The 25,521-nt window shown below is 72.5% G+C and carries 18 protein-coding genes and 1 pseudogene; 8 read left to right on the forward strand and 11 right to left on the reverse strand.

The genetic code is table 11. The annotated features are described in order from the left end of the window. Window positions 1–52 precede the first annotated feature (52 nt). The 4 genes from C8N24_RS25990 to zwf form a co-directional block, all read right to left on the reverse strand. Window positions 53–892, reverse strand: coding sequence for an MBL fold metallo-hydrolase (locus C8N24_RS25990; RefSeq protein ID WP_121255621.1), 840 nt, complete (start codon window positions 890–892; stop codon window positions 53–55). After that, complete coding sequence (locus C8N24_RS25995; protein ID WP_121255623.1) at window positions 889–2,553, reverse strand: SGNH/GDSL hydrolase family protein; 1,665 nt, start codon at window positions 2,551–2,553, stop codon at window positions 889–891. The genes C8N24_RS25990 and C8N24_RS25995 overlap by 4 nt, the downstream gene beginning before the upstream one ends. Before the next feature lie 13 nt (window positions 2,554–2,566). Then, entirely contained in the window at window positions 2,567–4,705 is a 2,139-nt protein-coding gene (locus C8N24_RS26000) for a polysaccharide deacetylase family protein (protein ID WP_121255625.1), read from the reverse strand. Between the two features lie 108 nt (window positions 4,706–4,813). Beyond that, window positions 4,814–6,232, reverse strand: coding sequence for a glucose-6-phosphate dehydrogenase (gene zwf, locus C8N24_RS26005; RefSeq protein ID WP_121258021.1), 1,419 nt, complete (start codon window positions 6,230–6,232; stop codon window positions 4,814–4,816). Between the two features lie 179 nt (window positions 6,233–6,411). Here zwf and C8N24_RS26010 point away from each other — a divergent pair, with 179 nt between their 5' ends. Further along, the gene (locus tag C8N24_RS26010; RefSeq protein ID WP_211340151.1) at window positions 6,412–8,676 is read left to right on the forward strand and encodes an LVIVD repeat-containing protein; all 2,265 of its coding nucleotides are present in this window, start codon (window positions 6,412–6,414) and stop codon (window positions 8,674–8,676) included. A 42-nt stretch (window positions 8,677–8,718) separates the two neighbouring features. On the opposite strand, the gene C8N24_RS26015 is transcribed toward C8N24_RS26010, so the two are convergent. After that, window positions 8,719–10,434, reverse strand: coding sequence for an EAL domain-containing protein (locus C8N24_RS26015; RefSeq protein ID WP_121255629.1), 1,716 nt, complete (start codon window positions 10,432–10,434; stop codon window positions 8,719–8,721). A 155-nt stretch (window positions 10,435–10,589) separates the two neighbouring features. Between C8N24_RS26015 and C8N24_RS26020 the strand changes: the two genes are divergently transcribed. Then, window positions 10,590–10,883, forward strand: coding sequence for a DUF4242 domain-containing protein (locus tag C8N24_RS26020; protein WP_121255631.1), 294 nt, complete (start codon window positions 10,590–10,592; stop codon window positions 10,881–10,883). Window positions 10,884–10,968: 85 nt separating this feature from the next. Beyond that, window positions 10,969–13,803 (forward strand): helix-turn-helix transcriptional regulator, encoded by a 2,835-nt coding sequence (locus C8N24_RS26025; protein ID WP_170179425.1) that lies wholly within the window; start codon window positions 10,969–10,971, stop codon window positions 13,801–13,803. On the opposite strand, the gene C8N24_RS26030 is transcribed toward C8N24_RS26025, so the two are convergent. The 3 genes and pseudogenes from C8N24_RS26030 to C8N24_RS26040 form a co-directional block, all read right to left on the reverse strand. Beyond that, window positions 13,789–15,591, reverse strand: coding sequence for an AMP-dependent synthetase/ligase (locus tag C8N24_RS26030; protein WP_121255635.1), 1,803 nt, complete (start codon window positions 15,589–15,591; stop codon window positions 13,789–13,791). The two genes, C8N24_RS26025 and C8N24_RS26030, sit on opposite strands and share 15 nt — an antisense overlap. 221 nt (window positions 15,592–15,812) lie before the next feature. After that, window positions 15,813–16,256 (reverse strand): annotated as a pseudogene (locus C8N24_RS35620) (N-acetyltransferase family protein); the annotation flags it as partial. Beyond that, window positions 16,181–16,738, reverse strand: a complete 558-nt coding sequence (locus tag C8N24_RS26040) for a TetR/AcrR family transcriptional regulator (RefSeq protein WP_121255638.1) — start codon at window positions 16,736–16,738, stop codon at window positions 16,181–16,183. The gene C8N24_RS26040 and the pseudogene C8N24_RS35620, both read right to left, overlap by 76 nt. A gap of 30 nt (window positions 16,739–16,768) precedes the next feature. Between C8N24_RS26040 and C8N24_RS26045 the strand changes: the two genes are divergently transcribed. The 5 genes from C8N24_RS26045 to C8N24_RS26065 all read left to right on the forward strand — a co-directional run bounded on the left by C8N24_RS26045 (window position 16,769) and on the right by C8N24_RS26065 (window position 23,786). Continuing rightward, window positions 16,769–17,902, forward strand: coding sequence for an acyl-CoA dehydrogenase family protein (locus C8N24_RS26045; protein ID WP_121255640.1), 1,134 nt, complete (start codon window positions 16,769–16,771; stop codon window positions 17,900–17,902). Next, window positions 17,902–19,662, forward strand: coding sequence for an acetyl/propionyl/methylcrotonyl-CoA carboxylase subunit alpha (locus C8N24_RS26050; RefSeq protein ID WP_121255642.1), 1,761 nt, complete (start codon window positions 17,902–17,904; stop codon window positions 19,660–19,662). Before C8N24_RS26045 ends, C8N24_RS26050 begins: the two co-directional genes overlap by 1 nt. After that, complete coding sequence (locus tag C8N24_RS26055; protein ID WP_121255645.1) at window positions 19,659–21,164, forward strand: carboxyl transferase domain-containing protein; 1,506 nt, start codon at window positions 19,659–19,661, stop codon at window positions 21,162–21,164. Before C8N24_RS26050 ends, C8N24_RS26055 begins: the two co-directional genes overlap by 4 nt. Before the next feature lie 5 nt (window positions 21,165–21,169). Further along, the gene (locus C8N24_RS26060) at window positions 21,170–21,358 is read left to right on the forward strand and encodes a hypothetical protein (RefSeq protein WP_121255647.1); all 189 of its coding nucleotides are present in this window, start codon (window positions 21,170–21,172) and stop codon (window positions 21,356–21,358) included. 100 nt (window positions 21,359–21,458) lie between these two features. Beyond that, a complete protein-coding gene (locus C8N24_RS26065; protein ID WP_170179558.1) occupies window positions 21,459–23,786 on the forward strand; it encodes an ATP-binding cassette domain-containing protein in 2,328 nt (775 codons plus the stop codon). Here the strand turns inward: C8N24_RS26065 and C8N24_RS26070 are convergent. The 3 genes from C8N24_RS26070 to C8N24_RS26080 are packed head-to-tail and all read right to left on the reverse strand — an operon-like array spanning window position 23,783 to window position 25,520. Continuing rightward, window positions 23,783–24,325, reverse strand: coding sequence for a cysteine hydrolase family protein (locus tag C8N24_RS26070; RefSeq protein ID WP_121255650.1), 543 nt, complete (start codon window positions 24,323–24,325; stop codon window positions 23,783–23,785). The genes C8N24_RS26065 and C8N24_RS26070 overlap by 4 nt on opposite strands. A gap of 17 nt (window positions 24,326–24,342) precedes the next feature. Continuing rightward, on the reverse strand, window positions 24,343–25,203 hold the full coding sequence (locus C8N24_RS26075; protein WP_121255652.1) for a zinc-binding dehydrogenase: 861 nt from the start codon (window positions 25,201–25,203) through the stop codon (window positions 24,343–24,345). Beyond that, window positions 25,200–25,520, reverse strand: a complete 321-nt coding sequence (locus C8N24_RS26080; RefSeq protein WP_245971975.1) for a luciferase domain-containing protein — start codon at window positions 25,518–25,520, stop codon at window positions 25,200–25,202. The genes C8N24_RS26075 and C8N24_RS26080 overlap by 4 nt, the downstream gene beginning before the upstream one ends. Window position 25,521 lies beyond the last annotated feature (1 nt).

Consider the following 25,521-nt stretch of genomic DNA (forward strand, 5'->3'; position numbering starts at 1 on the left):
GCTCGGGTCGCAGAGAACGCTCGCCTGACGGCTCGCTTTCTCGCGCATCCAACTACTCGTGCGGGAGCGTCGTCACCCACGTCTCGCCGCGGCGCGCCACCACGCCGCGCTCCTCCAGCCCGTAGAGCGCGACGTCGACGATCGCGCGGGCGTTCTCGCCCAGCGCCTCGGCCGCGACCGGCGCCCACGGCAGGTCGGCCAGGGCCTCGGCGCTGCGCGGCTCGATCATCAGATGGGAGACGAGCGCGCGACGGATCGCGTGCCAGACGGCCTTGTGCGGCTGCGCGGCGAACGTGTCGTAGCGGCGCAGCGTGAAGTCGACCGCCGCCGGCACGTCCTCGACCAGACGGCCGTGGCCCGAGAGGCAGCGCGCCGGCCGCAAGGCCGCCAGCGTTCGCACCGACTCGACCATCCGCTCGAGCGCGCCGTCCGCCCACGGGCCGCCGAACGGGACCCAGGCGACGTCGCCCGCCTGCATCAGGTCGCCGGTGATGGCGGTGCGCGTCGGCTCGTGCCAGTAGGCGACGTGGCCCGGCGTCTGGCCGGGCGTGTGGATGACCACCAGGTCACCGACCGCGTCGCCGTGCTGCAGCGCGCGGTCGACGCGGTAGGGCGGGATCGCGAAGCCGAGCCACGGGTCGCCGCTGCGTGGGTCCTCCGTGTCCGCCTCGGCCTCGTGCGCGGCGACGGGCAGGCCGAGCGCGGCCACGCCGCCGGCGTGGTCGGCGTGGAAGTGCGTGAGCGCGACCTGCTCGGCGCCCTGGGCGAACGTCCGCAGCCGCGCGATCGAGGCCGCGGTGCCGCTGCCGGTGTCGACCAGGACCGGACCGACGCGAATCGTGTTCGCGCTCGGCCCGGGACGCAGGTCGACCACCGGCAGCGTCGCGCTCACGGACTCGTCGTGGAGAGCGTCATGACGAGCGCCTTGGCGTAGGTGCCGGTGCGCAGCGGCTCCGTCGCGCCGACGGCCTGCGTGAAGGTGAGCTCGACAGGATCTGCCGTCACGGGTCCAGCGTAGGTCGCGAGCGTCGTCGGCGCGGCGCCGACGGGCGCGGACGGACCGTTCTCGGCCGCGACGCGCAGCGGCGCTGCGAGGGCGAAGGCGCCGTTGACGAGGCGCCCGGGGGCGACGGGGCTCGGGTCGTGGACCGTGAGCCGCGCGTCGGCCGCGGTGCTCGTCGCGGTGGCGGTGAGCGGCGCGCGGTACTCGTTCGCGACGCCGGGGATCAGCGCGCCGAGGCTCGGCGCCGGGCCGAGCGTCAGCGCCAGCGTGGCCGGGACGGTCCCGCCGACGGTCGTGGCGGGCGCGTCGATCGGCAGCGACGGATCGTCGAGCCAGGTGACCGCGTCGGCGAGGGCCTGCATGCCGGCGTCGTTGGGGTGCAGGTGGTCCCCGCTGTCGTAGGCCGGCAGCATCCGCAGCGGGTCGGCGGGGTCCGCGAGCGCCCGCTCGAAGTCGACGATGCCGTCCCAGTACGGGGCATTGCGGATGAACGCGTTGACCGCCATCCGCTTGGCGTCCTTCTCGAGGCTGTAGTAGCCCGGCAGCGTGGCGACGGCGAACGGCGTCAGCGTCGCCATCAGCACCTGCTTGTCGGCGCGGTGGAGCCGGTCGGCGATCTGGCGCAGCCCGTCGGTGATGTCGGCGACGTCGACCGTCTCGTTCGGGTAGTTGCCGATGTCGTTGATCCCGAGCGCGACGATCACCGCGGTGACGCCGTCGTGGGAGAGGACGTCGCGGTCCAGGCGGGAGAGCCCGCTCGGGTTGCCGCCGCAGCAGTTGAAGTCCTTGGTGACGGCGTTGCCGCTGATGCCCTCGTTGACCACGCCGCGCACGCCGACGCGGTTGCCGACGGCGTTCAGCCGCGCGGCGAGCAGGTCGGGCCAGCGCCGGTTGGTGTTCGCGGTCGAGTTCGCGCCCTCGGTGATCGAGTCGCCCAGCGCGACCACCGCGCCGACCTGGTCGCTCGTCTCGACGCTCACCGCGTCCAGGAACCACCACGAGTTGGTGATCGACGTGAAGCCGGTGGCGTCAGCCTGCGCCGAGCGGTCACCGCCGTTGGCCGGCGTCATGTAGGACCGCTGGCGCGCGCCGCTGTGGTAGCTCGCGTTCGGGGTCGTGCCCGGGACGTAGATCGACACGGCGAGGTTCTCACCGTCGGCGACCGCGAGCGGGATCGGGTCGCTCACGACGTCGCTGCCCGCCGCGACGCGGACGCCCGGCCGCCCGCCGAACGTCACCCGCGTCTGCGTCTCCGGCACCACGCCGGCGGTCGTGCCGACCTGGCGCCCGACGTAGACGCTGCCGACGCGCAGCGCGTTGTCCCCCGTCGGCGCGTAGCCGCCGAACGCGTTGGAGATCCGCAGCCGGACGCGCTCGCCGCCGACGCTGATGTGCACGACCTGGCGGATCGTCAGCTCGGTCAGCGTGCGGCGCGAATCCGGTTGCGTGCTCGCGCCCCACGTGGTGACCCAGTGCGTGCCGGCCGAAGCCGGGGCAGGCATGACCGCCGCGGCGGCCAGCGCGGCCGCCGCGTACTTCAGGAACCTCATCGTCGCTTACCCCCTACGGCGTGGTGGTGGACAAGGTGAACACGAGCGTGCGCGTGTAGCTGCCGGTCCGGAGCGGCTCGTCGGCGCCGATCGCCTGCGTGAACGTGATCGTGGCCTTGCCGTTGGCGACCGGCCCGCTCCACGCGGCGGGCGCGATCGCCACCTGCAGCGGCTGCGCGAGCGTGAACGGCCCGTTGGCCAGGTGACCGGGCTCGCCGACGGCGAGCGTCGCCTCACCCGCGGTGCTCGTGGCCGTCGCGTCCGTGGTCGCGGTGTACGTGCGCGCGACGCCCGGGGTGAACGGCTCGAACGCCGCCGGCGCGCCGAGCGTCAGGGCCAGCGTCGCCGGCACGGTGCCGCCGACGTCGCCCGGGACCGGCGCGGCGGTGCTGATCCGGTCGCTCGTCGTGTCGATCCAGACGTTGCCGCTGCGGCCGGTCACGCGCGGCGCGGTGGTGATCACGGCGGGCGCGCCCGTCGCGACGGCCACCGCGATCGTGATCGGCGGGAACGCCGCGCCCGCGGCGAGCACGTCGCCGCGCGTGCAGGTGATCGTGGTCGTGCCCGCGCACGACCAGCCGGTGCCGGAGGCGCTCGTCGCCGTCAGGCCGGCCGGGAGCGGGTGGGTCACGGTCGTGGTGCTCCCGTCGGTGGCGGTGCTCGTCGGGTTCGCGACCGTGAGCGTGAGCGTCCCGGTCCCGCCGCGCACGAACACCGCCGGGCTGTGCGTCGCCTCGACCTGCAGGGGCTGCGGGACGAGCTCCCACGCGCCCGGCGGTGTGCCCGGGTACGCGAGCGGGACGTACGGCACCGGTGCGGTCAGCGCCGGGATCGGGTCGCTGCGTCCGGCGAGCCGGGCCGCCGTGACCTGGCCCGCGCGGTCGACGACGCCGAAGCAGTAGCCGCGCGCGCGAGCGCCGTCGACGATCAGCGGGATCGCGTCGACGGTCGCCTGGCCCGCGGGCGAGTCGACGGGACCGTCGTGGAGCAGGATCGCCGCGCCTGGACGCAGGCCGTTGAGCGCCGCGGTGGCGATCTGCTGCGGCGTCCGCGCCGGGTCCCAGTCGGTCGTGGCGACCGGCCCAGGCGCGACGGTGAAGCCGAGCGCCGCGATCGCGGCCGTGGTGGCGGCGGTCGAGCTGAGGAACGGCGGCCGGATGACGTTCGCGCTGTACGGAGCGCCGAGCGCGGCGAAGCGGGCGGCGGTCTCCGCGACCTCGAAGGCCAGCAGGGACGCCGGGATGCTGTTGAGGTTCGGGTGGTCGTGGCTGTGGCCGAGCACGGTGTGGCCCTCGGCGAGCGCGAAGCGCACCAGGTGCGGATTGGCCTCCAGCCGCATGCCGAGATCGAACAGCGTCGCCGGCACGCCCTTGGCTCGCAGCGCCGCCAGCGTCGCCGGGCGGTAGTAGGAGGGGCCGTCGTCGAACGTCAGCGCGATCCGGCTGGTGCACGAGTTGTCCGGGCCGGCGGTCGGCGCGCGCGTGGCGGCGATCACCGCGTCCGCGTCGGCACCGGGGAAGCCGGCGGCGACCGCCCGCACGTGGGCGGCGAACGCCGCGTCGTCGGCGAACGGCTCGCCCGCCCAGACCAGGTCGAGCAGCGTGCAGCCGTCCGCGCGCTCGGGGTTGAGCGCGGCGGCCGCCCAGCCGTTCGGGCACGCGTCGGCGACCACGCCGAGGTCGTCGCTCGCGGTCCCGTCGGTCGCGTCGCCGCCGCCGGACACCGTCGCCGTGTTGCGCAGCGTCGCCGCGGCGTTGCTCGCCACCGCGACCGTGAGCGTGATCGGGGGATAGGCCGCCCCTGGCGCGAGCACGTCGCTGCGCGTGCAGCGGCTCGTCGCCGTGCCCGCGCACGTCCAGCCCGGGCCCGACGCGGCGACGGGGCCGGCGCCCACGCCCGGGTTGTTCACGAGCGCGCTCAGCCCGGCGGGCAGCGCGTCCGTGACCGTGACCGTGCTGCCGTCGGTGGGATCGGGCCCGGTGTTCGTGACGCGCAGCGTCAGCGCCGCCGCGTGGAGCGTCGTGTTCGGCGCCTGCGCGCGCAGCAGCGGCTCACGCGCATGCGACGCGCTCAGAGTGAGCTCAGGCGCGGCGTGCGCGGGCGCAGCGGACAGCAACGCCAGCGCGGCGCCGAGCGCCACGGACAACCTCATGGGCCTCTCCTCCCGGTGAAAGCGAGGCGAGGCTAAGCGGGGAGTTCGTCGCTGTCAACGACGAATTCCCCACCGCGCGACGAACGGTCGCTCAGGCGCGACGAACGGCTACGTCGAGGGGAGCCACCAGCGCCGGGGCGCGATCAGCTCGTGCATCTTCTGCGGGCCGTAGCTGCCCTGCGCGTAGCGGTGCAGCGGCGGCGGGTCCTTGAGCAGGTCCGCGGACGCCGCCCACAGGCGCTCGATGCCGTCCGAGTCGGTGAACAGCGTGCGGTCGCCGAGCATGGCGTCGTAGAGCAGCCGCTCGTACGCCTCGAGGCCCTCGGTGTTGAACGAGCCCTCGTAGGAGAACTTCATCTGCGCCTGGCCGAGCCGCATGCGCGGGCCGGGCACCTTGGCCAGGAACGAGGTGGTGATGCCGCCCGGGTCGCCGAAGTCGAACGAGATGTGGTCGGGGCCGTAGTCCTCGACGAACGCCTTCGCGTCCCGGAACATCTTGCGCGGGGGCTCGCGGAAGGCGATCGTGATCAGCCGCTTGGACTCGCCCAGGCTCTTGCCGGTGCGCAGGAAGAACGGCACGCCCGCCCAGCGCCAGTTGTCGATCTCCGTCCGCATCGCGATGAACGTCTCGGTCTGCGAGTCGGGGTCCACGCCGTCCTCGTCGCGGTAGCCCGCGTACTGGCCGCGGATCACGCACTTGGGGTCGATCGGCCGCATCGAGCGGAACACCTTGCCGCTCTCCTCGATGATCGAGCGGCCGTCCAGCGCGGTCGGCGGCTCCATGGCGACGAAGCCGAGCACGTGGAACAGGTGCGTGACGACCATGTCGCGGTACGCGCCGGTGCCTTCGTAGAAGGCCGCGCGGTCCTCGACCGACAGCGTCTCCGGCACGTCGATCTGCACGTGGTCGATGTGGTCGCGGTTCCAGATCGGCTCGAACATGCCGTTCGCGAACCGCAGCGCCAGCAGGTTCTGCACCGCCTCGCGGCCCAGGAAGTGGTCGATCCGGAAGACGCGTTCCTCCGGGAACACGGAGTGCACGAGCGCGTTGAGCTCGACCGCGCTGTCGAGGTCCACGCCGAACGGCTTCTCGAGGACCACACGCGCGCGCGCGTCCAGCCCGGCGTCGCCGAGCGACTTGACCGTCGCCCCGAACGCCCCGGGAGGCACCGACAGGTAGAACAGGCGGCGCGGCTCGTCGAGCTCCTTGTCGGCCTCGGCGAGCGCCTGGACCAGCGGGCCCGGGTCGTCGGCGTTGAACGCGCTGAAGCCGAGCCGCGAGGAGAAGCGGTCCCACACCTCGCCCTTCGCGGCGGCGCCGATCGCGGTCTTCGCGATGTCGCGGAAGTCAGCCTCGGAACCACCCTTGCGGGAGGTGCCGATGATCTTGTAGTTCGCCGGCATCAACCCGGCGCGGTCGAGGTGGAAGAGGCCCGGCAGCAGCTTGCGACGCGAGAGGTCGCCCAGCGCGCCGAACAGCACGATCACGTGGTCGTCAGGGGTAGTTGCGCCGTCAGCTCGGGTCATCTGCCGCACGAGTATGCCAGCGGGGTGTGGAGAGACCTCCACGTGCTAAGGCCTTCATTAAGACCTCATCAAACCCGTAGGGTTCGCGGATGGTCCATGAGGGGGCCATGAACGAGAGGGGTTCAATGCGTTTTGCGAAGGGTCTCGCCGGTTTGGCGAGCGTAGGCGCGATGCTGGCGGTGGGGGCTCTCGCTCCGTCCGCCGCGCTCGCACATCCGTGCATCACGGAGACCGAGGCGGCGATGGGGAAGTCGCTGACGCTCCACACCGGCGGCAACTGGGCCGGCAACATGCCGTCCTTCAACGACCTCGAGCATGAGTGCGCCGAGGACACGAACTCGTACCTGTACGACGCGTCGAAGGTCAAGTCGGCCGCCGCGGGCGAGCCCGTCGGCCCGGTCATCTCGGCCGCCGGCTACGTCATCAAGAACCTGACGGCGGTCGGCTACAGCCGCCGCGACGTGCCGCTCACCGGCGCGGGCTCGGGCGTCTACAACTCCGACCTGGCCTTCAAGGACAACCTGGTCATCGCTGGTACGTACGAGGGCTTCCGCATCCTCGACTTCACCGACAAGGCGAACCCGACCGAGGTCGTCAACTACAAGGGCTGCGACGTCGGCCAGGGCGACGTGGTCGTCTACGGCAACCTCCTGATCCGCTCCTGGGACCAGGCCGCGGGCCCGTCGAGCATGTGCGCCGGCCAGCTCGTCGGCAACGGCTTCGAGGGCATCCACGTCTTCGACATCTCCAACCCGGCGGAGCCGAAGTTCATCCGCCAGCTGCGCTTCGCCGCTGACAACCCCGGCCTCGTCGGCTGTGGCTCGCACACCGCGACCGCCGTGCCGGACCCGGCCCGCGACGCGCTGTACATCTACAACGGCGGCTCGTCGAGCGCCTGCAACGGCATCGACATCTTCAAGATCAAGATCTCCGACCCGACGAAGATCGACATCATCGGCCGCGCCACCAACAAGGGCATCGACGCCCGCACCGGCGTCGAGCGCGTGGGCAACAACTCCTGCCACGACAACAACGTGCTGCTGAACGTCGGTGGGACGAGCACGGGCTACGCCATGTGCGCGGGCGGCAACGGCCTCACGATGTACAAGTTCGACCTCGCCAAGCCGGTCACCGAGGAGGGCTCCGTCGAGAAGCCGACGCAGCTCTGGACGCAGCAGATGCCGGGCGTCGGCACGGGCCACTCCGGCTCGTTCACCTACGACGGCAAGTACCTCATGTTCGGCCACGAGCCGGGCGGCGGCAGCGCGGCGCGTTGCCAGGCCTCGAGCACCATCGTCGAGCGCACGCTGTACCTGCTCGACCCGCTGACGGGCGAGACGAAGGGCGAGATGCTCCACCCGCGCCCGCAGGGCTCGCGCGAGAACTGCACCTGGCACAACTTCAACGTCGTGCCGACCAAGGCCGGCTACTACGCGACGTCGGGCTCCTACCAGTCCGGGATCTCGATCATCGACTTCTCGACGCCGGCGGCGCCGAAGGAGATCGCCTACGCGGATCCGGCTCCGCTCGTGACCGAGCCGGAGACCACCGGCATCGTGCTCGGCGGCGACTGGTCGACTTACTGGCACAACGGCACCATCTACCAGTCGGACATCAAGCGCGGCGTCCTCTCCTGGCGGCTGAACCTGGCCGGCGACGCGTCCGCGGCGCAGGCCGATGCGCACCTGAAGAAGATCAACACGCTCGTCGAGTCGAACCCGCAGACGCAGATCGGCTCCTACGCGGCTGACTCGACGGTGCCGGCGATCACGTTCAAGACGCCGAGCGAGGGCCAGACCTACAAGGTCGGCGCCGCCGCCACGATCGACTACGAGTGCACGGACGCGTCCGGCATCGAGTCCTGCGTCGGCAGCGTCGCGAGCGGCACCCCGCTCGATACGTCCAAGCTGGCGACCAAGACGATCTCCGTCACGGCCACCGACGGCGCGGGCAACATCGCCACCAAGACGGTGACCTACAAGGTCAACGCGGTCGACTTCCCGGTCGCGGTCGGCAGCGAGGAGCTTCCCTCGGTGCTCGGCCTCTCCCTGCCGGGCAAGCTGACCTTCGGCGCGTTCGTGCCGGGCATCGCCAAGTCCTACGAGGCGAACCTCACGGCGTCGGTCACGACGAACACGCCTGACACGACGCTGAGCGTGTTCGACCCGTCGACCACGAACACCGGTCGCCTGGTCAACGGCACGCGCTCGCTTGCCACGCCGCTCACGATCAAGTTCGCGAGCGGCACCGGCGCGACCGGCCTGGCCGGTGGCCCGGTCGGCGGCTCGGCCACGCCGACGCCGCTGCTGACGTACGCCTCGCCGTCGAACACGGCCCGCAACGCCACGCTCTTCTTCCAGCAGAAGGTCGCGGCCAACGAGACGCTGCAGAACGGCTCCTACGGCAAGACGCTCGTCTTCACGATGAGCACCACCACGCCGTAGACCACGTGTGATGATGCGCGCCGCCTCACGGGGCGGCGCGCGTCACACCGACACGGGGTGGTTGAGCCATCCCGCGAGCTCGACGGCCGGCAGCGGCCGCGAGAAGTAGTAGCCCTGCGCGAGGTCGCAGCCCAGCGCCACGAGCGCGTCGAGCGTCCGCTGGTCCTCGACGCCCTCCGCCACCACCCGCAGCCCGAGCGTCTGGGCGAGCTGGATCGACGTGGCCACGATCGGGCGCTCGGAGGTGTGCATGTCGGCCACGAACGAGCGGTCGACCTTCAGCTCGGAGATCGGGAACTCGGCGAGCCGGGCGAGCGACGAGTGGCCGGTCCCGAAGTCGTCGACGGACAGCTCGACGCCGAGGTCGCGCAGCGCGCGCAGGACGTGCCCGGTCATGGCGTTGTCCTCGACGGCGGCGGTCTCGGTGATCTCGAGCGTGAGCGTGCCGGCACCGAGCTCGTTGCGGCGCAGGGCGGTGAGCACGCGGCCGGGCAGGTCGGGCTCGCTCAGGTTGCCCGTCGCGAGGTTGACGCTGACGCCGATCCGGTGGCCCGAGCGGTGCCAGCCCGCCGCGGCGGCGAGCGCGCGGTCGAGGACCCAGTCGGTCAGCGGGCGCATCAGCTCGCTGCGCTCCACCGCGGGCAGGAACACGTCGGGCGGGACGAACACGCCGTCGGCGCGGCGCCAGCGCAGCAGCGCCTCGGCACCGACGACCTCGCCGTCGCCGACGCGCACCAGCGGCTGGAAGTAGACGTCGAGCTCGCCGTTGTCCATCGCGTCGCGGACGTCCTCGACCATCTCGCGCTCCCGGGCGGCCTCGCGCGCGGCGCGCAGGCTGTCGGCGAGCGTGCGGCCGCTGCCCTGCATCGTCAGGAGCAGACTGAGCGCGGCGAGCACGATGGCGACGTCCGGCACCGCCAGCCAGGCGTTGGCGGCGAGCAGGCCGATCGACAGGACGCCGCTCACCAGCGCGGCGGCACGTGTGCGGACGCCGCTGCCGAAGTGGGCCGTGCGCGCGACGGGCGTGGGGTACCAGGCGGCCGCGGCGGCGAACGCCGGCCACAGCGGGAACACGGCGTTGCTGCTCATCACCGGCGCCCACGTGCCCGCGGCGGCCTCCAAGACCCACAGGGTGTCGCCCACGACGAGCGCGAGCGCCCCGGCGGAGAGCAACGCCCAGGTCCGGCCGGCACGCCAGCCGGCCACCGCCGCGCCGATCACGCCGATCGCCAGCAGCGCGGAGTCGGCGAGGGGGTAGACGAGGTTGATCGCGCGGGCGACGAGGCTGAGCCCCGCGGCGTTGTCGACCACCCACGGCACGGTCGCGGCCGCGACGACCGCGGTCGTCCCGAAGCCCACGGCCAGCGCCTCGAGCGCGACCGCCTTGGGCACGCGCTTCAGCCACGGCCGGGCGAGCAGGGTGACGCTCGCGAAGACGAACGGGTAGGCGCCGAGCCAGAACAGGTCGGCGACGCTCGGGAAGGGCGGCTCCGTCGCACCCATCAGGTCCCCGACCACCTGCCAGATCGAGCCCAGCGTCCACGACGAGAGCCCGACCGCCAGCGCCGCCCACGCCGGCCGGGCCTCGGCGCGCCGCACCGCGCGGGCGATCACCAGCGCCACGAACAAGACGTGCAAGGCGAGGTAGACGCCGTGCGTGACGAGCGGGTCGTCCACGCCGACGGCCAACGCCACCCAGTAGGTGGCCAGGACGAACGCCGCGACGGTGGCGACGGTCAGCTGACGCTGCGGAACCATTGTCCGGTGAATCGGTCATGACGTGCGGGTGGCGCAGCCCGCGGGAGGTTCCAGCCGTCTCGGCGAGCTTTGCGGCGCGAAATACGGCAGGGGACGCGCGTAGGTACGGCAGTCCTGCCGATGCTGCCGGGGCGGGGACCCGAGAAGGTTGACGCATGAACCTCTACGCCATTCGCCGCCGTGACTTCTGGGGTACGCCCGAGGAGCTGCAGGAGACCGCCGCCCGGAGCGCCGAGGTGGGCGCCGAGATGTCCGACGACGTCCGTTGGATCCGCACCTACGTCGTCCAGGAGGAGTCGGGCAAGCTCGGCACCGTCTGCCTGTACGAGGGCACGAGCGCGGCCAAGGTCCGCGAGCAGGCCGAGCGCACCGGCATGCCGGCCGACGAGATCACGCTCGTGGCCGACACCGTGATCGTGAATCCGGACCCCGGCAAAGTCCTCGCCTAGCGGCTCGCGCTTCGCTGGGAGTACTCGCCGGGGCGGCTCGTACTCCCGCCGCACGGCGCGGTCGGCGGGGGCGTAGGGTTTGCCCGTGCCTGCTCCAGCGCTCATCGGCCGTCGCCGCGAGCTCGTGTGGCTCGCGGAGGCGGCGCACGAGGCGCTGGCCGGGCAGGGCGCGCTCGTGCTGCTCGCGGGGGAGGCCGGGGTCGGCAAGACGCACCTCGCCGAGGCCGCGTTCGCGGACGGGCCCTTCCTGCGCGGCTCGGCGTCCCTGCCCGGCGGAGCGCCGTACGGTCCCGTCGTCGCCGCACTGCGGCAGCGCCTGCGAGACGCGCCCGACGTCCTGGACGCGTGCCCGCTGCGCGCGCACCTCGCTCTGCTGTTGCCCGAGCTGGGCCCGGCCGCCGAGTCGAGCGACCGCGCGACGATGTTCGAGGCGCTTCGCAGCGCGCTCGCCGCGGTGTCGCCGGCGGTGATCCTGCTCGACGACCTGCAGTGGTCCGACAGCGCCACCCTCGACCTGCTCGCCGCGCTGGCCGCGCCGGTGCGGGAGCTGCCGCTGCTGCTCGTGGCCGCGTACCGCTCCGACGAGATCGGGCGCGGCCACGTGCTGCGCCGCCTGCGCGCCGACCTGCGCCGCGCGCGGGCGCTGCGCGAGCTGCTGGTGACGCCCCTGGACGCGGCCGCGACGCGTGAGCTCACCGCGCTGGCGCTCGACGCCGACCCCGGGCCCGCTCTCGCGGCGACCGTCCTCGACCGCACCCAGGGCTTCCCCTTCTTCATCCAGGAGCTCGTCGCCGTCCTGCAGGCGGATCGGCGCCTGACCGCCGGCCCGGACGGGCTCGAGCTGCTGAGCGACGCCGACGTGCCCATCCCCGAGACGATCCGCGACGCCGTCCTACTGCGCATGACGGGCGTGACCGAGGCCGGCCGCGCGGCCGCCGAGGCCGCCGCGGTCGTCGGGCCGGAGTTCCGCCTCGACCTCGCCCCAGCGCTCGACGAGCTGCTCGAGACCGGCCTGATCGTCGAGACCCGCCCCGGCCACGCCGCCTTCCGCCACGCCCTCGTCCGCGACGCGATCTACGAGGGCATCCCGTGGCGCCGCCGCCGCGACCTGCACGCCGCCTTCGCCGACGCGCTCCAGTTCGGCGGCGCCCCGAGCGGCCAGATCGCCGCCCACCGCCTCGCCGCCGGCGACCGCGACCGCGCGCTCGACGCCTTCCTCGCCGCCGCCCGCGAGCTCGCCTACGTGCACGCCCACCGCGACGCCGCCACCGCCGCTCTGCAGGCCCTCGACCTGTGGCCGGACGGCGAGCGCACCGAGGAGCGCCTGACGGCCCTCGACGACTACGCCCACTCGACCGAGCTGGCCGGCGACCTGCCCGAGGCGACCCGCGCGCTCCGCGAGGCGGCCGCGCTCCGCCGCGCCGCGAGCCACGGCGGCGCCGCGCTCGCCATCACCGAGCGGCGGCTCGCCGCCCTGTACGACCTGCAGGGCGATCGCGACCACGCGCTGCTCGCGCGGCGGGCGGCGGTCGTCGCCTTCGACGCCGCCTCGCTTCCCGGCGAGGCGGCGGCCGAGCGGCTGCTGCTCGCCGGATACGGGCAGAGCGCCGGACGGCACGCGGAGGCCGCGGACCTCGCGCGAGCGGCGCAGGCCGACGGCGAGCGCGCCGGCCGGCCCGACCTGCGGGCGCGGGCGCTGGGGCTGGAGGGCGTCGCGCGGGCCAAGCGCGGCGACTACGCCGAGGGCGTGGAGACGATCCGCGTCGGGCTCGCCCTCGCCCTCGAGCACGAGCTGACCACGGAAGCCGCCGAGCTCTACCAGCGGCTCGCGACCGCGATGGAGACCGCGGCCGACTACGGCGGCGCGCGCGAGGCGCTCTCCACCGCGGTCGGGCTGTGCGAGCTGTCGGGCGCGAGCGGGCAGGAGTACGTGTGCCTGAGCTGCATGGCCTACGTGCTGCGGGAGCTCGGCGACTGGGACCAGGCCGCGCAGCTGAGCCGCGAGCTCGGGGCGGGGGAGGCGCGACCGGACGACGCGTGCGTGGCCGACGGCATCCTCGGCGCGATCCTCGCCTACCGGGGTGACACGCGGGCCGGCGAGCCGCTGCTCCTGCGCTGCCGGGCGACGGCGATGCGGCTGGACGTCGTCTCCATGGACGTCGACAGCTCCGCCGCGCTCGCCTGGGTCGCCGCGCACGCGGGCGACCGCTCCACGGCCGCCGAGCACGCGCGGCACGTGCTCGCCCGCTGGGAGCGCAGCGAGGACCACCACTACGCGATCCCGGGCCTGCGCTACGCGGCGACCGTGTTCGCCGCCGACGAGGATCTCGCGCGCTCCCGCGCGACCGCGGAGGCGCTCTCGACGATCGCCGCCGGCACCGGCCACGCCGACGCCCTGGCCGCGCTCGCCCACGCCCTCGCCGAGGTCGCGCTCGCCGAGGGTGAGGCCGATGCGGCCGCGGACAAGCTCAGCCGTGCCCTCGAGCTGCACGCCGACCTCGAGCTCCCGTTCGAGCGCGCGCAGATCGCGCTCCGCGCCGGGGTCGCGCTCGCCGCCGCCGGCCGGCGCGAGCCCGCGCTCCAGCGCTTGGAGGAGAGCTACCGCACCGCGCGCCGGCTGAACGCCCGCCCGCTCGCCGCCGCGGCGGCCGCCGAGTTCGAGCGCCTGGGCGAGCCGCTCGAGCGCCGGCTCGGCGCCCGGGCGGCGCAACAGCACGCCGCCGCCGGGCTCTCGCGCCGCGAGCTCGAGGTCACGCGGCTGGTCTCCCTGGGCCGCACGAACCGCGAGATCGCGCGCGAGCTGTTCCTGAGCCCGCGCACGGTCGACATGCACGTGCGCAACATCCTCGCCAAGCTCAGCTGCCGGACGCGGACCGAGGCCGCGAGCCGGGCGGCCGAACTCGGCCTACTCGGCGGCTGATCCCTCGTAGAGCGTGTCGACGTCGCCCGCGTACTTCTTGTAGACGACCGAGCGCTTGACCTTCAGCGTCGGCGTCAGCTCACCGTCCTCCTGGGAGAGGTCACGCGGGAGGATCGCGAAGCGCTTGATCTGCTCGATCCGCGCGAAGCGCTGGTTGACGGCGTCGATGTCCTCCCAGATGCGCTGGCGCACCTTCTCGTCGCGCGCCATCGACTCCGGGTCGGCGGGCACGCCGAGCTCCGCGGCGAGCTTGGGCGCCTCGTCGGGATCGATCGTCACGAGCGCGACCAGGTACGAGCGCCGGTCGCCGGCCGCGATCGCCTGCGAGATCCAGCGGGTCTCGCGCAGCGCCGACTCGAGCATCTCCGGCGAGACGTTCTTGCCCGAGGACGTGATGATCAGGTCCTTCTTGCGGCCCGTGATGCGCACGTAGCCGTCGACGACCTCGCCGAGGTCACCCGTGTGCAGCCAGCCGTCGCCATCGATGATCGCCGCCGTGGCCTCGTCGTTGCGGTGGTAGCCCTTGAACACGAGCGGGCCGCGCACGAGGATCTCGCCGTCCTCGCCGAGGGTCACCTCGACGCCGGCCAACGGGCGGCCGACCGAGCCGACCTGCACCTCTGTCAGCGTATTCAGCGTCGCCGCCGCGCACGTCTCCGTGAGCCCGTAGCCCTCGAGCACCGGCACGCCGCAGGCGTAGAAGAACTCGATCACCTCGGCGCCGATCGGCGCCGCGCCGGTGATCAGCACCGGGTCGTTGGGGCCGAGCGCGTTCTTGACCTTCGACAACGCCAGCTTGTGGCCGAGCGCCGCCTGCGCCTTGGTCAGCGGGTTCACCGAGCCCCCGTCGCGCTTGGCCTTGGCCACGGCCTCGCCCGTGGACAGGGCGCGCTTGAAGATCGCCGCCTTGACGCCGCCCGCCGACTCCGCCGTGCTGATCACACGGGTCATGATCTTCTCGAGCAGGCGCGGGACCGTCGGGATGTGCGTCGGCTTGGCCTCGGCGATGTCCGCCGCCAGGCTCTTCGTGTCCCCGCCCCAGAACGCGAGCGTGCCGCCGACGTCCAGGCACACGAACGACACCATCCGGGCGAGCACGTGCGCGAGCGGCAGGTACTGGAAGATCACCGGCGGCGACGTGCGCAGGTCCAGGCGGTCGATGTACGCGCCGGCCGTGTACAGCAGGTTCGCGTGCGAGAGCACGCAGCCCTTGGGCGGGCCGGTCGTGCCGCTCGTGTAGACGATCGTCGCCGTGTCGTCGGGGGAGACGGCCTCGGTGCGCTCGCGCGCGACCTGCTCGCCCGTCTGCGCTCCCCGCGCGCGCAGATTTGCCAGCGTGATCGCGTCCGGCGCCTCGCCGGTGAGCACGACGACGTGCTCCAGGTTCGGCAGCCGGCCGCGGATCGACGCGATCTTCGCCGCCTGGCCGGCGTCCTCGAGCAGCACCACCTTCGCGCCGCTGTGCTCGAGCACGTACTCGCACTCCTCCGGCGAGTTCGTGTGGTAGACGGGCACGACCACCGCGCCGGCGCAGAACGCGCCGAAGTCGGCCATCGTCCACTCGGGGATCGTCCCGCACAGGATCGCGACCGGGTCGCCGGCCTCGACGCCCAGCGAGGCCAACCCGCCGGCGATCTCGCGGATCGCGCGGCCGAAGTCGGCGTAGGTGATCGCCGCACGGCCCGGCGCGCGCATCGCGTCCCCCGAGTGACGGTCGGCAGCGGCGAGCGCGAGGCCGCCGAGCGAGCGCAGGTCGGCGGAAGAGGAGCGTTGGGCGGTGTCGGCCATGTTGGACCAACCCTACTTCGAACCGGTGCCGCGGTGCCACGCATGAGGTACCGCGTTGCGGGGTACTGGGGGCGGCAGAGACGGGTCAGCCCGCGTGTCGCGGCGCCGTGCGAGGGGTCGCACGGCGCCGCGCCGGGTCGCGTCAGGTCGTAGCTCATCAGCACGTCGTCGACCGCGCGGCCCTCGATCTCGAACAGCCCGCGCAGGGTGCCCTCGACCTCGAAGCCGCAGGCGGCGTAGAGCGCACGCGCCGGCGCGTTGTGCCCGAGCACCCGCAGCGTGAGCTTGCGCGCGCCCTCGCCGCGGGCCTGCTCGATCGCGGCGCCCAGCAGCGCGCGGCCGACGCCACGGCGGAGGAAGCGCTCGTCGACGGCCAGCCCCTTGAGCTCGCGCACGTGGCTGACGGACGGGATGTCCCACAGCTCTCCGACCTTCACGTAGCCCGCGAGCTCGCCGTCGAGCTCGCAGACGAGCACGCCGGTGGTGTCGAACGGGCGGTCACGTGGCTCGACCGGCGAGTGCAGCCAGGACCAGACGCGGCGGTCCAGCGCGCGCAGCGCGGGCTCGTCGTGCGGGGTGGCGGAGCGGATCACGTGTGCAGGATCATGTCGCAGTAGCCGTCCGCGATCTGCTCGGCCGTCCAGCGGCCGCCCGGCTTGAGCCACGTCGCCGTGTGGTTGACCATCCCGAGCAGCGCGAAGTGCTGCAGGCGGTCGGTGATCCCGACGTCGGCGAGCCGGCGGGCGAGGATCGCCTCGAACGCGTCCCGGCTCGCACGGACCTGCTCCCACGCCGGCTCGCGCTCGATCGCGTGGCGTTCCTGGGCGAACACCGCCATGTGGTCGAGGTGCGTCTCGATGTGCGCCACCCAGACGCGGACGAGCTCGCGCAGCTGCTCCTCGGGCGTGCCCTCCGTGATCTTGCCCGCGCGCTCGAGCAGCGGGTCCATCAGCTCGCCGAAGATCTGCAGCAGCAGGGCCTGCTTGGAGCCGATGTAGTGGTACAGGCCACCGCTGCGCAGGCCGGTCGCCTCGCTCAGCTCGTCCATCGTCGTGGCCTGGAAGCCGCGGCGCGCGAACAGCTGGGCGGCGATGCTGACGACCTCGCGCTGGCGGCGGTCGTATTTCTCTCTGCGGGCGGGTCGCATTTTGTAACGGCCGTTCGGTATAAGTTGTACATGAACTTCGATCTCCCCGACGACCACGAGCTGATCCGGCGCACGGTGCGCGACTTCGCGGAGCAGGAGGTCGCTCCGGTCGCGGAGGAGCTCGACCGCACGAAGGCGTTCCCGTACGCGATCGTCAAGCAGCTCGGGGAGCTCGGGCTGATGGGCATCCCGTTCCCGGAGGAGTACGGCGGCGCGGGCGCGGACTCGCTGGCCTACGCGCTGGCGGTCGAGGAGCTCACGCGCGTGGACTCGTCGGTGGCCATCACGCTGTGCGCGCACACGTCGCTGGGCACGCAGCCGATCTACCTGTTCGGCACGGAGGAGCAGAAGCGGGAGTGGCTGCCCAAGCTCACGGCAGGGGAGATCCTGGGCGCGTTCGGCCTGACGGAGCCCGAAGCGGGGTCGGACGCCGGCAACGTCCGCACGCGCGCCTCGCTCGGCGAGGACGGCTGGACGATCAACGGCACCAAGCAGTTCATCACCAACGCGGGCACGGACATCTCGGGCGTCGTCTGCATCACGGCGCGCACCGGCGAGGACGAGATCTCGAACCTGATCGTCCCGAACGGCACGCCCGGCTACGAGCAGGGTGAGCCGTACCGGAAGATGGGCTGGAACGCGTCGGACACGCGGCCGCTGACGTTCGAGGACTGCGTGGTGCCGGAGGAGAACCTGCTCGGCCCGCGCGGCGGCGGCTTCAAGCAGTTCCTGCACGTGCTGGACATCGGGCGGATCGGGGTCGCGGCGATGGGCGTCGGGCTCGCGCAGGGCGCGCTGGACCAGGCGCTGGCGTACGCGAAGGAGCGGCGCGCGTTCGGCAAGCCGATCTCCAAGTACCAGGCGATCCAGGGCAAGCTCGCCGACATGGCGACGGAGATCGAGGCGGCGCGCTTCCTCGTGTACAAGGCGGCGTGGCTGAAGGACCAGGGCCGCAACTTCACGCTCACCGCCGCGCAGGCCAAGCTCAAGACCGGCCGGCTGGCGGTGCGCTGCGCCGAGGAGGCCGTCCAGATCCACGGCGGCTACGGCTACATCGAGGAGTACCCGGTGTGCCGCATGTACCGGGACGCGAAGATCCTCACCATCGGCGAGGGCACCGACGAGGTGCAGCAGATGGTCATCGCCCGCGCGCTGGGCGCCTGATGTTCGACTCCGTGCTCGTCGCCAACCGCGGCGAGATCGCCCGCCGGGTGCTGCGGACGCTGCACGGGCTGGGCATCCGCTCGCTGGCGATCTACACCGAGGCCGACCGCGACGCCGTGCACGTGCGCGAAGCCGACGCGGCCGAGCTCGTCTCCTCCTACCTCGCGATCGACGAGATCATGGTCGTCGCGGCGCGCTGCGACGCGGTCCACCCGGGGTACGGCTTCCTCAGCGAGAACCCGGCGTTCGCGCGGGCCTGCGAGGAGATGGGCGTCGTGTTCATCGGGCCGTCCGCGGACGCGATCGAGTTGATGGGCGACAAGGTGCGCGCGAAGGACGCGGCCGTGGCGGCCGGCGTGCCGGTCGTTCCGACCTACACGCCGGAGACGGCCGAGTACCCCGTGCTGGTCAAGGCGGCGGCGGGCGGTGGTGGGCGCGGCATGCGCGTCGTCGAGCGCCCGGAGGACCTGTCGGAGGCGATGGCCGCGGCGAGCCGCGAGGCGGCCGTGGGCTTCGGGGACGACCGCGTGTTCCTCGAGCGCTTCCTCCCGCGCGCCCGCCACATCGAGGTGCAGGTCATCGGCGACACGCACGGCACCGTGCTGTCCCTCGGCGAGCGCGAGTGCTCGTTGCAGCGGCGCCACCAGAAGGTGGTCGAGGAGTCGCCGTCGCCGGTGGTGGACGCGGCGCTGCGCGAGGTGTTCGGCGCCGAGGCGGTCGCGCTGGCGCAGGCGGCGGGCTACGTGGGCGCGGGCACGGTCGAGTTCATCGCCGACGCCGACGACCCGTCCCAGCACTTCTTCCTGGAGATGAACGCGCGGCTCCAGGTCGAGCACCCGGTCACCGAGCTGGTCACCGGGCTGGACCTCGTGGAGCTGCAACTGCGGGTGGCGGCGGGTGAGCCGCTGGACATCGATGTCGCTTTGAGCGGCCACGCCGTCGAGGCGCGCGTGAACGCCGAGGACTTGCGCTTCTTCCCGTCGGCCGGCCCGGTCCTGCTCGCGTCGTTCCCGGACGACGTGCGCGTGGACGCGGCCGTCGAGACCGGCTCGGTCGTGGGCACGGACTACGACTCGATGATCGCCAAGGTCATCGCCCACGGCCCGGACCGCGCGACCGCGCTCGCCCGCCTGGACCGCGCGCTGTCGAAGACCGCGATCCTCGGCCTGGAGACCAACGTCGGCTTCCTCCGGTCGCTCCTGGCGCGCGACGACGTCCGCGCGGGGCAGCTGGACACCGGCCTGATCGGCCGCCTGGACCCGCCGGAGCCGCCACTCACCGACGAGGAGGCCGCGCAGCTCTGGGCCTCGTCGCAGCTCGTCGAGCGCGGCGACGACCCGTGGCAGCGCGTCGACGGCTGGCGCCTGGGCGGCGTCCGCGCACCCTCGTTCTGGAGGCTCTCGGTCAACGGCGGCGAACCGATCGACATCCGCGCGGAACTTAAACGTCCAGGACGTTTAACTTCGGGCGAGTGGCTCGCCGTTGACGGCTGGACCTGGCGGATCAGCGAGCCGAGTGCGGAGGAGCTCCATCACGGCGCGCACGCGAGCGGGGAGCTGCGCGCGCCGATGCCCGGGTCGGTGCTGCTGGTGCCGCGCCAGGTGGGCGACGAGGTCAAGGCCGGCGAGCCCGTGGTGGTGCTGGAGTCGATGAAGATGGAGCTCGCGCTCAACGCGCCCGCGGACGGGACGGTGACGAAGCTGGACGTGAAGGTCGGGGACAAGGTCGGGCGGGACGAGATCGTGGCGGTGGTCGAATGACGCATCAGGGGCTGGTCGACGACCTCAACGCGCAGCTCGAGCGGGTGCGGCAGGGCGGGGGCGAGAAGGCCCGCGCGCGGCACACGGCGCGCGGCAAGCTGCTGCCGCGCGAGCGCGTGGACCGGCTGCTCGACCATGGCGCGCCGTTCCTGGAGCTGTCGCCGCTCGCCGCGCACGGCATGTACGACGGCGATGCGCCCGGGGCGGGGATCGTCACCGGCGTCGGGCGGGTGAGCGGGCGCGAGTGCGTGATCGTCGCCAACGACGCGACCGTCAAGGGCGGCACCTACTACCCGATGACGGTCAAGAAGCACCTGCGCGCGCAGGAGGTGGCGCTGCAGAACGCGCTGCCGTGCATCTACCTCGTCGACTCGGGCGGCGCGTTCCTGCCGCTGCAGGACGAGGTGTTCCCGGACCGCGAGCACTTCGGCCGGATCTTCTTCAACCAGGCGACGATGTCCGAGCGCGGCATCCCGCAGATCGCCGCCGTCATGGGCTCGTGCACGGCCGGCGGCGCCTACGTGCCCGCCATGAGCGACGAGTGCGTGATCGTCCGCGAGCAGGGCACGATCTTCCTCGGCGGGCCGCCGCTGGTGAAGGCCGCGACCGGCGAGGAGGTCACTGCGGAGGAACTGGGCGGGGGAGACCTGCACTCGCGCACGAGCGGCGTGACCGACCACCTCGCCGACGACGACGTCCACGCGCTGGCGATCGTGCGCGACATCGTGGCGACGCTGCCACCGCCGGCCCCGGCGCCGTGGGCGCGGATACCGGTCCAGGCACCGCTGCACGATCCGGACTCGATCTTCGACGTCGTGCCCGCCGACGTGCGCAAGCCCTACGACCCGCACGACCTGATCGCACGGCTCGTCGACGGCTCGGCGTTCCACGAGTTCAAGGCACTCTACGGGACGACGCTGGTGTGCGGGTTCGCCCACATCCACGGCCACCCGGTCGGCATCCTCGCCAACAACGGGATCCTGTTCAGCGAGTCGGCGCTCAAGGGCGCGCACTTCATCGAGCTGTGCGACCGCCGCAAGATCCCGCTGCTGTTCCTCCAGAACATCTCCGGCTTCATGGTCGGCAAGGAGTACGAGGCGGGCGGCATCGCCAAGCACGGCGCGAAGATGGTCACGGCCGTGTCCTGCGCGCGCGTGCCGAAGCTCACGGTGATCGTCGGCGGCTCGTTCGGCGCCGGCAACTACGGCATGTGCGGCCGCGCCTACTCGCCCCGCTTCCTGTTCATGTGGCCGAACGCCCGCATCTCGGTGATGGGCGGCCAGCAGGCGGCGACCGTCATGGAGACCGTCGGCCAGCCCGAGGTCGGGGCGTCCCTGCGCGACCAGTACGAGGCCCAGGGCCATCCGTACTACGCGACCGCACGGCTGTGGGACGACGGCGTGATCGACCCGCGCGACACGCGCGACGTCCTCGGCCTCGCCCTCGGCGCCACCGCGGGCGCACCGCTCCGCGACGTCGGCTACGGCGTCTTTAGGATGTAGGCCCCATGGCCCTCGCGCCCGAGAAGCGGAAGACCGACGGCCCGACCCACGACGGCGAGAAGATCTGCCACATCGTCCCGGAGGACGACCCCGACACCGCGCTCTGCGGCAAGGACGTCACGGGTTGGCCGTGGAACCCGCCGTGGCCGTACTGCCTGGTCTGCCTGGACCTGGCGGGCTACGACGTGCTCTGATCAGGAACGGAGAAGCGCGGGGCCGAGCGCTCCACCTAGAGTGCCGGTCGTGAGCACCGAGACGATCAGCGAAGCGCCCCGGGCGGCCGACAGCCACGACATGATCCGCGTGCACGGCGCGCGCGTGAACAACCTCAAGGACGTCAGCGTCGAGATCCCCAAGCGGCGGCTGACGGTGTTCACCGGGGTCTCCGGGTCGGGCAAGAGCTCGCTGGTGTTCGGGACGATCGCGGCGGAGTCCCAGCGGCTGATCAACGAGACCTACAGCACGTTCGTGCAGGGGTTCATGCCGACGCTCGCGCGGCCGGACGTCGACGTGCTGGACGGCATCACGACCGCGATCAGCGTCGACCAGGAGCGGATGGGCGCGAACCCGCGCTCGACGGTCGGCACGGTCACGGACACCGACGCGATGCTGCGGATCCTCTACAGCCGGCTCGCGGAGCCCCACATCGGCGGGCCGGGCGCGTACTCGTTCAACGTGGCGTCGGCCAGCGGCAGCGGCGGCATCACCGTGCAGCGCGGCGACAAGACGATCACCGAGAGCGCGAGCTTCAGCCGCGTCGGCGGCATGTGCCCGCGCTGCGAGGGCCGCGGCGCGATCAGCGACTTCGACCTCGCCGCGTTGTTCGACGAGGAGAAGTCGATCAACGAGGGCGCGATCACGATCCCCGGCTACTCGATGGACGGCTGGATGGGCCGGATCTTCCGCGGATCGGGCTTCTTCGACGCCGACAAGCCGATCAAGTCGTTCAACAAGCGCGAGCGCCACGACCTCCTCTACAAGGAGCCGACCAAGGTCAAGATCGAGGGCATCAACCTCACGTACTCGGGCCTGATCCCGAGCATCCAGAAGTCGATGCTGTCCAAGGACGTGGAGGCGATGCAGCCGCACATCCGCGCGTTCGTGGAGCGCGCGGTGGTGTTCACGACCTGCCCGGACTGCGACGGCACGCGGCTCAGCGAGGCGGCGCGCAGCTCCAAGCTCGCCGGCAAGAGCATCGCCGACCTGTCGACGATGCAGATCTCCGACCTCGCGCAGTGGGTGTCGGAGCTCGACGAGCCGACGGTCGCGCCGCTGCTCACCGCGCTGCGGGAGACGCTCGACTCGTTCGTCGACATCGGGCTCGGCTACCTGTCGCTCAACCGCCCGTCGGGGACGCTGTCGGGCGGCGAGTCGCAGCGGACGAAGATGATCCGCCACCTCGGCTCGAGCCTCACCGACGTCACGTACGTCTTCGACGAGCCGACGATCGGCCTGCACCCGCACGACATCCAGCGCATGAACGACCTGCTCCTGCAGCTGCGCGACAAGGGCAACACGGTGCTGGTGGTCGAGCACAAGCCGGAGACGATCGCGATCGCCGACCACGTCGTCGATCTCGGGCCGCTGGCGGGCTCCGGCGGTGGCGAGATCATGTTCGAGGGCTCGTTCGAGGCGCTCCGCGCGGCCGACACGATCACCGGCCGCCACCTCGACGACCGCGCGACGCTCAAGGCGCAGGTGCGCACCGCGTCCGACACGCTCAAGGTCCGCGGCGCGAGCACGAACAACCTGCAGGACGTCGACGTGGACATCCCGCTCGGCGTGCTCGTCGTGCTGACCGGCGTCGCCGGCTCCGGGAAGAGCTCGCTCATCCGCGGCTCGGTCGAAGGCGAAGAGGGTGTCGTCACGGTCGACCAGGGCGCGATCCGCGGCTCGCGGCGGTCGAACCCGGCCACCTACACCGGCCTGCTCGACCCGATCCGCAAGGCGTTCGCGAAGGCCAACGGCGTCAAGCCGGCCCTGTTCAGCGCGAACTCCGAGGGCGCGTGCCCGAACTGCAACGGCGCGGGCGTGATCTACATGGACCTCGGGATCATGGCCGGGACGCCCGTGCCGTGCGAGGAGTGCGAGGGCAAGCGCTTCGACGCGTCCGTGCTCGAGTACACGTTCGGCGGCAAGGACATCAGCCAGGTGCTGGGCATGTCCGTGGCCGAGGCCGAGGCGTTCTTCGCCGACGGCGACGCCAAGCTCCCCGCGGCTCACAAGATCCTCGACCGGCTCAACGCGGTCGGCCTCGGCTACCTGACGATCGGCCAGCCGCTCACCACGCTCTCCGGCGGTGAGCGCCAGCGGCTGAAGCTCGCCACGCACATGGCCGACAAGGGCGGGATCTACGTCCTGGACGAGCCGACCACCGGCCTGCACCTGGCCGACGTCGAGCAGCTGCTCACGTTGCTCGACCGGCTCGTGGACTCCGGCAAGTCGGTGATCGTGATCGAGCACCACCAGGCCGTGATGGCGCACGCCGACTGGATCATCGACCTCGGCCCGGGCGCGGGCTACGAGGGCGGCAAGGTCGTGTTCGAGGGCACGCCGGCGGACCTCGTCGCCGGGCGCTCGACCCTCACGGGCGAGCACCTGGCCGAGTACGTCGGGGTCTAGCGCGCGAAGACCTGCGCGGCGGGCGTGAGCTCGGCGTGCAGGTTGCGCTCCATCATCTTCAGGGCCGCGTCCGCGAGCTCGTCGTCGATGTGCGCGACCGCGTCGCGCGGCACGACGAGCTCGAAGCCGCGCAGGTACGCGTCCAGCGCCGAGTAGAGGATGCACTGCTCGGTGACCTGGCCGACCATCACCACCCGCTTGACGTCCTCGATCTTGAGCACGTGGCTCATCGCCGTCTGGTAGAAGACCGAGTGCCGGCCCTTGGGGATGAACGGCAGCGGGTCGGTCGGCGCGATCGGCTCGACGAGGTCGGGGTGCTTGCCGTTGAGCGCCTGCTCGACGAGGTCGTGCCGGCCGGAGTGCCACTCGTCGTAGTTGTCGTTGCTGTAGATCAGCAGGACGTCCTCGCGCTCCTTGGCCTGGTCGCGCAGGTCGACGACCTGCGGCAACGCCGTCCGCACCGACTCCGCGAGCGCGTCGCCGTCCTCGTGGTCGTAGGTGTTGAGCATGTCGATGACGATCAGGGCAGTCTCAGGCACGCACTGGCCCTACCCAGTCACGCGACGACGAGCAACGTCTTGCCGGTCGTCGCCCGCGCCTCGATCGCGGCGTGGGCCTCGGCGGCACGGTCGAGCGGGAACCGCTGGCCGATCACGGGCCGCAACCCGCTCGCCAGCGCGCGCTCGGTGTGGTCGCGCGTCGGCCGCCCGGCGCGCACCAGCGTGACGCCACGCGCCGCCGCCTCTTCCGCCGAGATGTCCGCCCACGTGCCGCTCGCGAGCCCGTAGGACAGCATCCGCCCGCCAGGCGCGAGCGCCTCGAACGCGGCGCGGGCAGCGGCGCCGCCGACCCCGTCGAACGCGACGTCGAACTCAAAGAGGGACTGTCCCTCTTCAAGTTCGTAGCCGGCAGCGGAAGCGCCGAGGGAGCGGACGAGCTCGTGCTTGGCCGGGCTCGCGGCGCCGACCACTTCGGCGCCCGCGCGCACCGCGAGCTGGACGAGCAGCGTGCCGACGCCGCCCGCCGCCGCGAGGACCAGCACGCGCTCGCCCGGCCGGATCGCGGCCGCGTCGGTGAGCAGCGTCGCCGTGCGGCCGTCGGCGAGCAACGCGACCGCGTCGTCCAGCGCCAGGCCGTCCGGGACGTCGAACACCTCGCCGCCGATCGCCTGCTCCGCGTATCCGCCGCTGCCGTTCAGCGAGGCCACCACGCGGCGACCGTCCAACCACCCGCCGACGCCATTGCCCGGGATCATCGGCAGGTTCACCGGGAACGGGCCGCGGCCCGCGCGCACCTGCGTCTCGACGAACGTGATGTTCGCGTACGCGACCTCGATGGCTTCGCCCTCGGGGTCCGGCGCTTCGCCCACGACGAGGTTCGCGGGCGGCCCGAAGGCTCGCAGCCAGACCGCTCTCACGGCGTGGGGAGGCCGTAGCGCTCGATCACGCGGTCGTAGTTCAGGCGCAGGATCGCGATCGCGTCGCGCTTGTCGTCCTCGCTGCGGATCGCCCGCGCGCCGAAGCCGGGCCGGCCGGGGAAGACGGGGTGGTAGTCGATCCGGCCGGCGTCGTGAAGCTCGTGCCAGAGCGGCTTGGGGAGGCCGATGTGCAGGACGCGCTCGCCGTGCAGGTGGCCGATCTCGCGCACCCCGACCTTGAACGCGTACTCGCCGCGCGAGCCGTGTCCCGCGGTGATGCCGGGCCAGGCCTCGACCTCTTCAGCGATGGTGGGCATA

Origin of the sequence: Solirubrobacter pauli (genome assembly GCF_003633755.1) — a bacterium.
Lineage (GTDB): Bacteria > Actinomycetota > Thermoleophilia > Solirubrobacterales > Solirubrobacteraceae > Solirubrobacter > Solirubrobacter pauli.

What these genes read in the sequence shown, in the direction of transcription:
- C8N24_RS25995 (WP_121255623.1), bottom strand. Translation starts at nt 2,553, where the DNA reads ATGAGGTTCCTGAAGTACGCGGCGGCCGCGCTGGCCGCCGCGGCGGTC.
- C8N24_RS26000 (WP_121255625.1), bottom strand. Translation starts at nt 4,705, where the DNA reads ATGAGGTTGTCCGTGGCGCTCGGCGCCGCGCTGGCGTTGCTGTCCGCT.
- zwf (WP_121258021.1), bottom strand. Translation starts at nt 6,232, where the DNA reads ATGACCCGAGCTGACGGCGCAACTACCCCTGACGACCACGTGATCGTG.
- C8N24_RS26015 (WP_121255629.1), bottom strand. Translation starts at nt 10,434, where the DNA reads ATGGTTCCGCAGCGTCAGCTGACCGTCGCCACCGTCGCGGCGTTCGTC.
- C8N24_RS26020 (WP_121255631.1), top strand. Translation starts at nt 10,590, where the DNA reads ATGAACCTCTACGCCATTCGCCGCCGTGACTTCTGGGGTACGCCCGAG.
- C8N24_RS26030 (WP_121255635.1), bottom strand. Translation starts at nt 15,591, where the DNA reads ATGGCCGACACCGCCCAACGCTCCTCTTCCGCCGACCTGCGCTCGCTC.
- C8N24_RS26040 (WP_121255638.1), bottom strand. Translation starts at nt 16,738, where the DNA reads ATGCGACCCGCCCGCAGAGAGAAATACGACCGCCGCCAGCGCGAGGTC.
- C8N24_RS26045 (WP_121255640.1), top strand. Translation starts at nt 16,769, where the DNA reads ATGAACTTCGATCTCCCCGACGACCACGAGCTGATCCGGCGCACGGTG.
- C8N24_RS26050 (WP_121255642.1), top strand. Translation starts at nt 17,902, where the DNA reads ATGTTCGACTCCGTGCTCGTCGCCAACCGCGGCGAGATCGCCCGCCGG.
- C8N24_RS26055 (WP_121255645.1), top strand. Translation starts at nt 19,659, where the DNA reads ATGACGCATCAGGGGCTGGTCGACGACCTCAACGCGCAGCTCGAGCGG.
- C8N24_RS26060 (WP_121255647.1), top strand. Translation starts at nt 21,170, where the DNA reads ATGGCCCTCGCGCCCGAGAAGCGGAAGACCGACGGCCCGACCCACGAC.
- C8N24_RS26065 (WP_170179558.1), top strand. Translation starts at nt 21,459, where the DNA reads ATGATCCGCGTGCACGGCGCGCGCGTGAACAACCTCAAGGACGTCAGC.
- C8N24_RS26080 (WP_245971975.1), bottom strand. Translation starts at nt 25,520, where the DNA reads ATGCCCACCATCGCTGAAGAGGTCGAGGCCTGGCCCGGCATCACCGCG.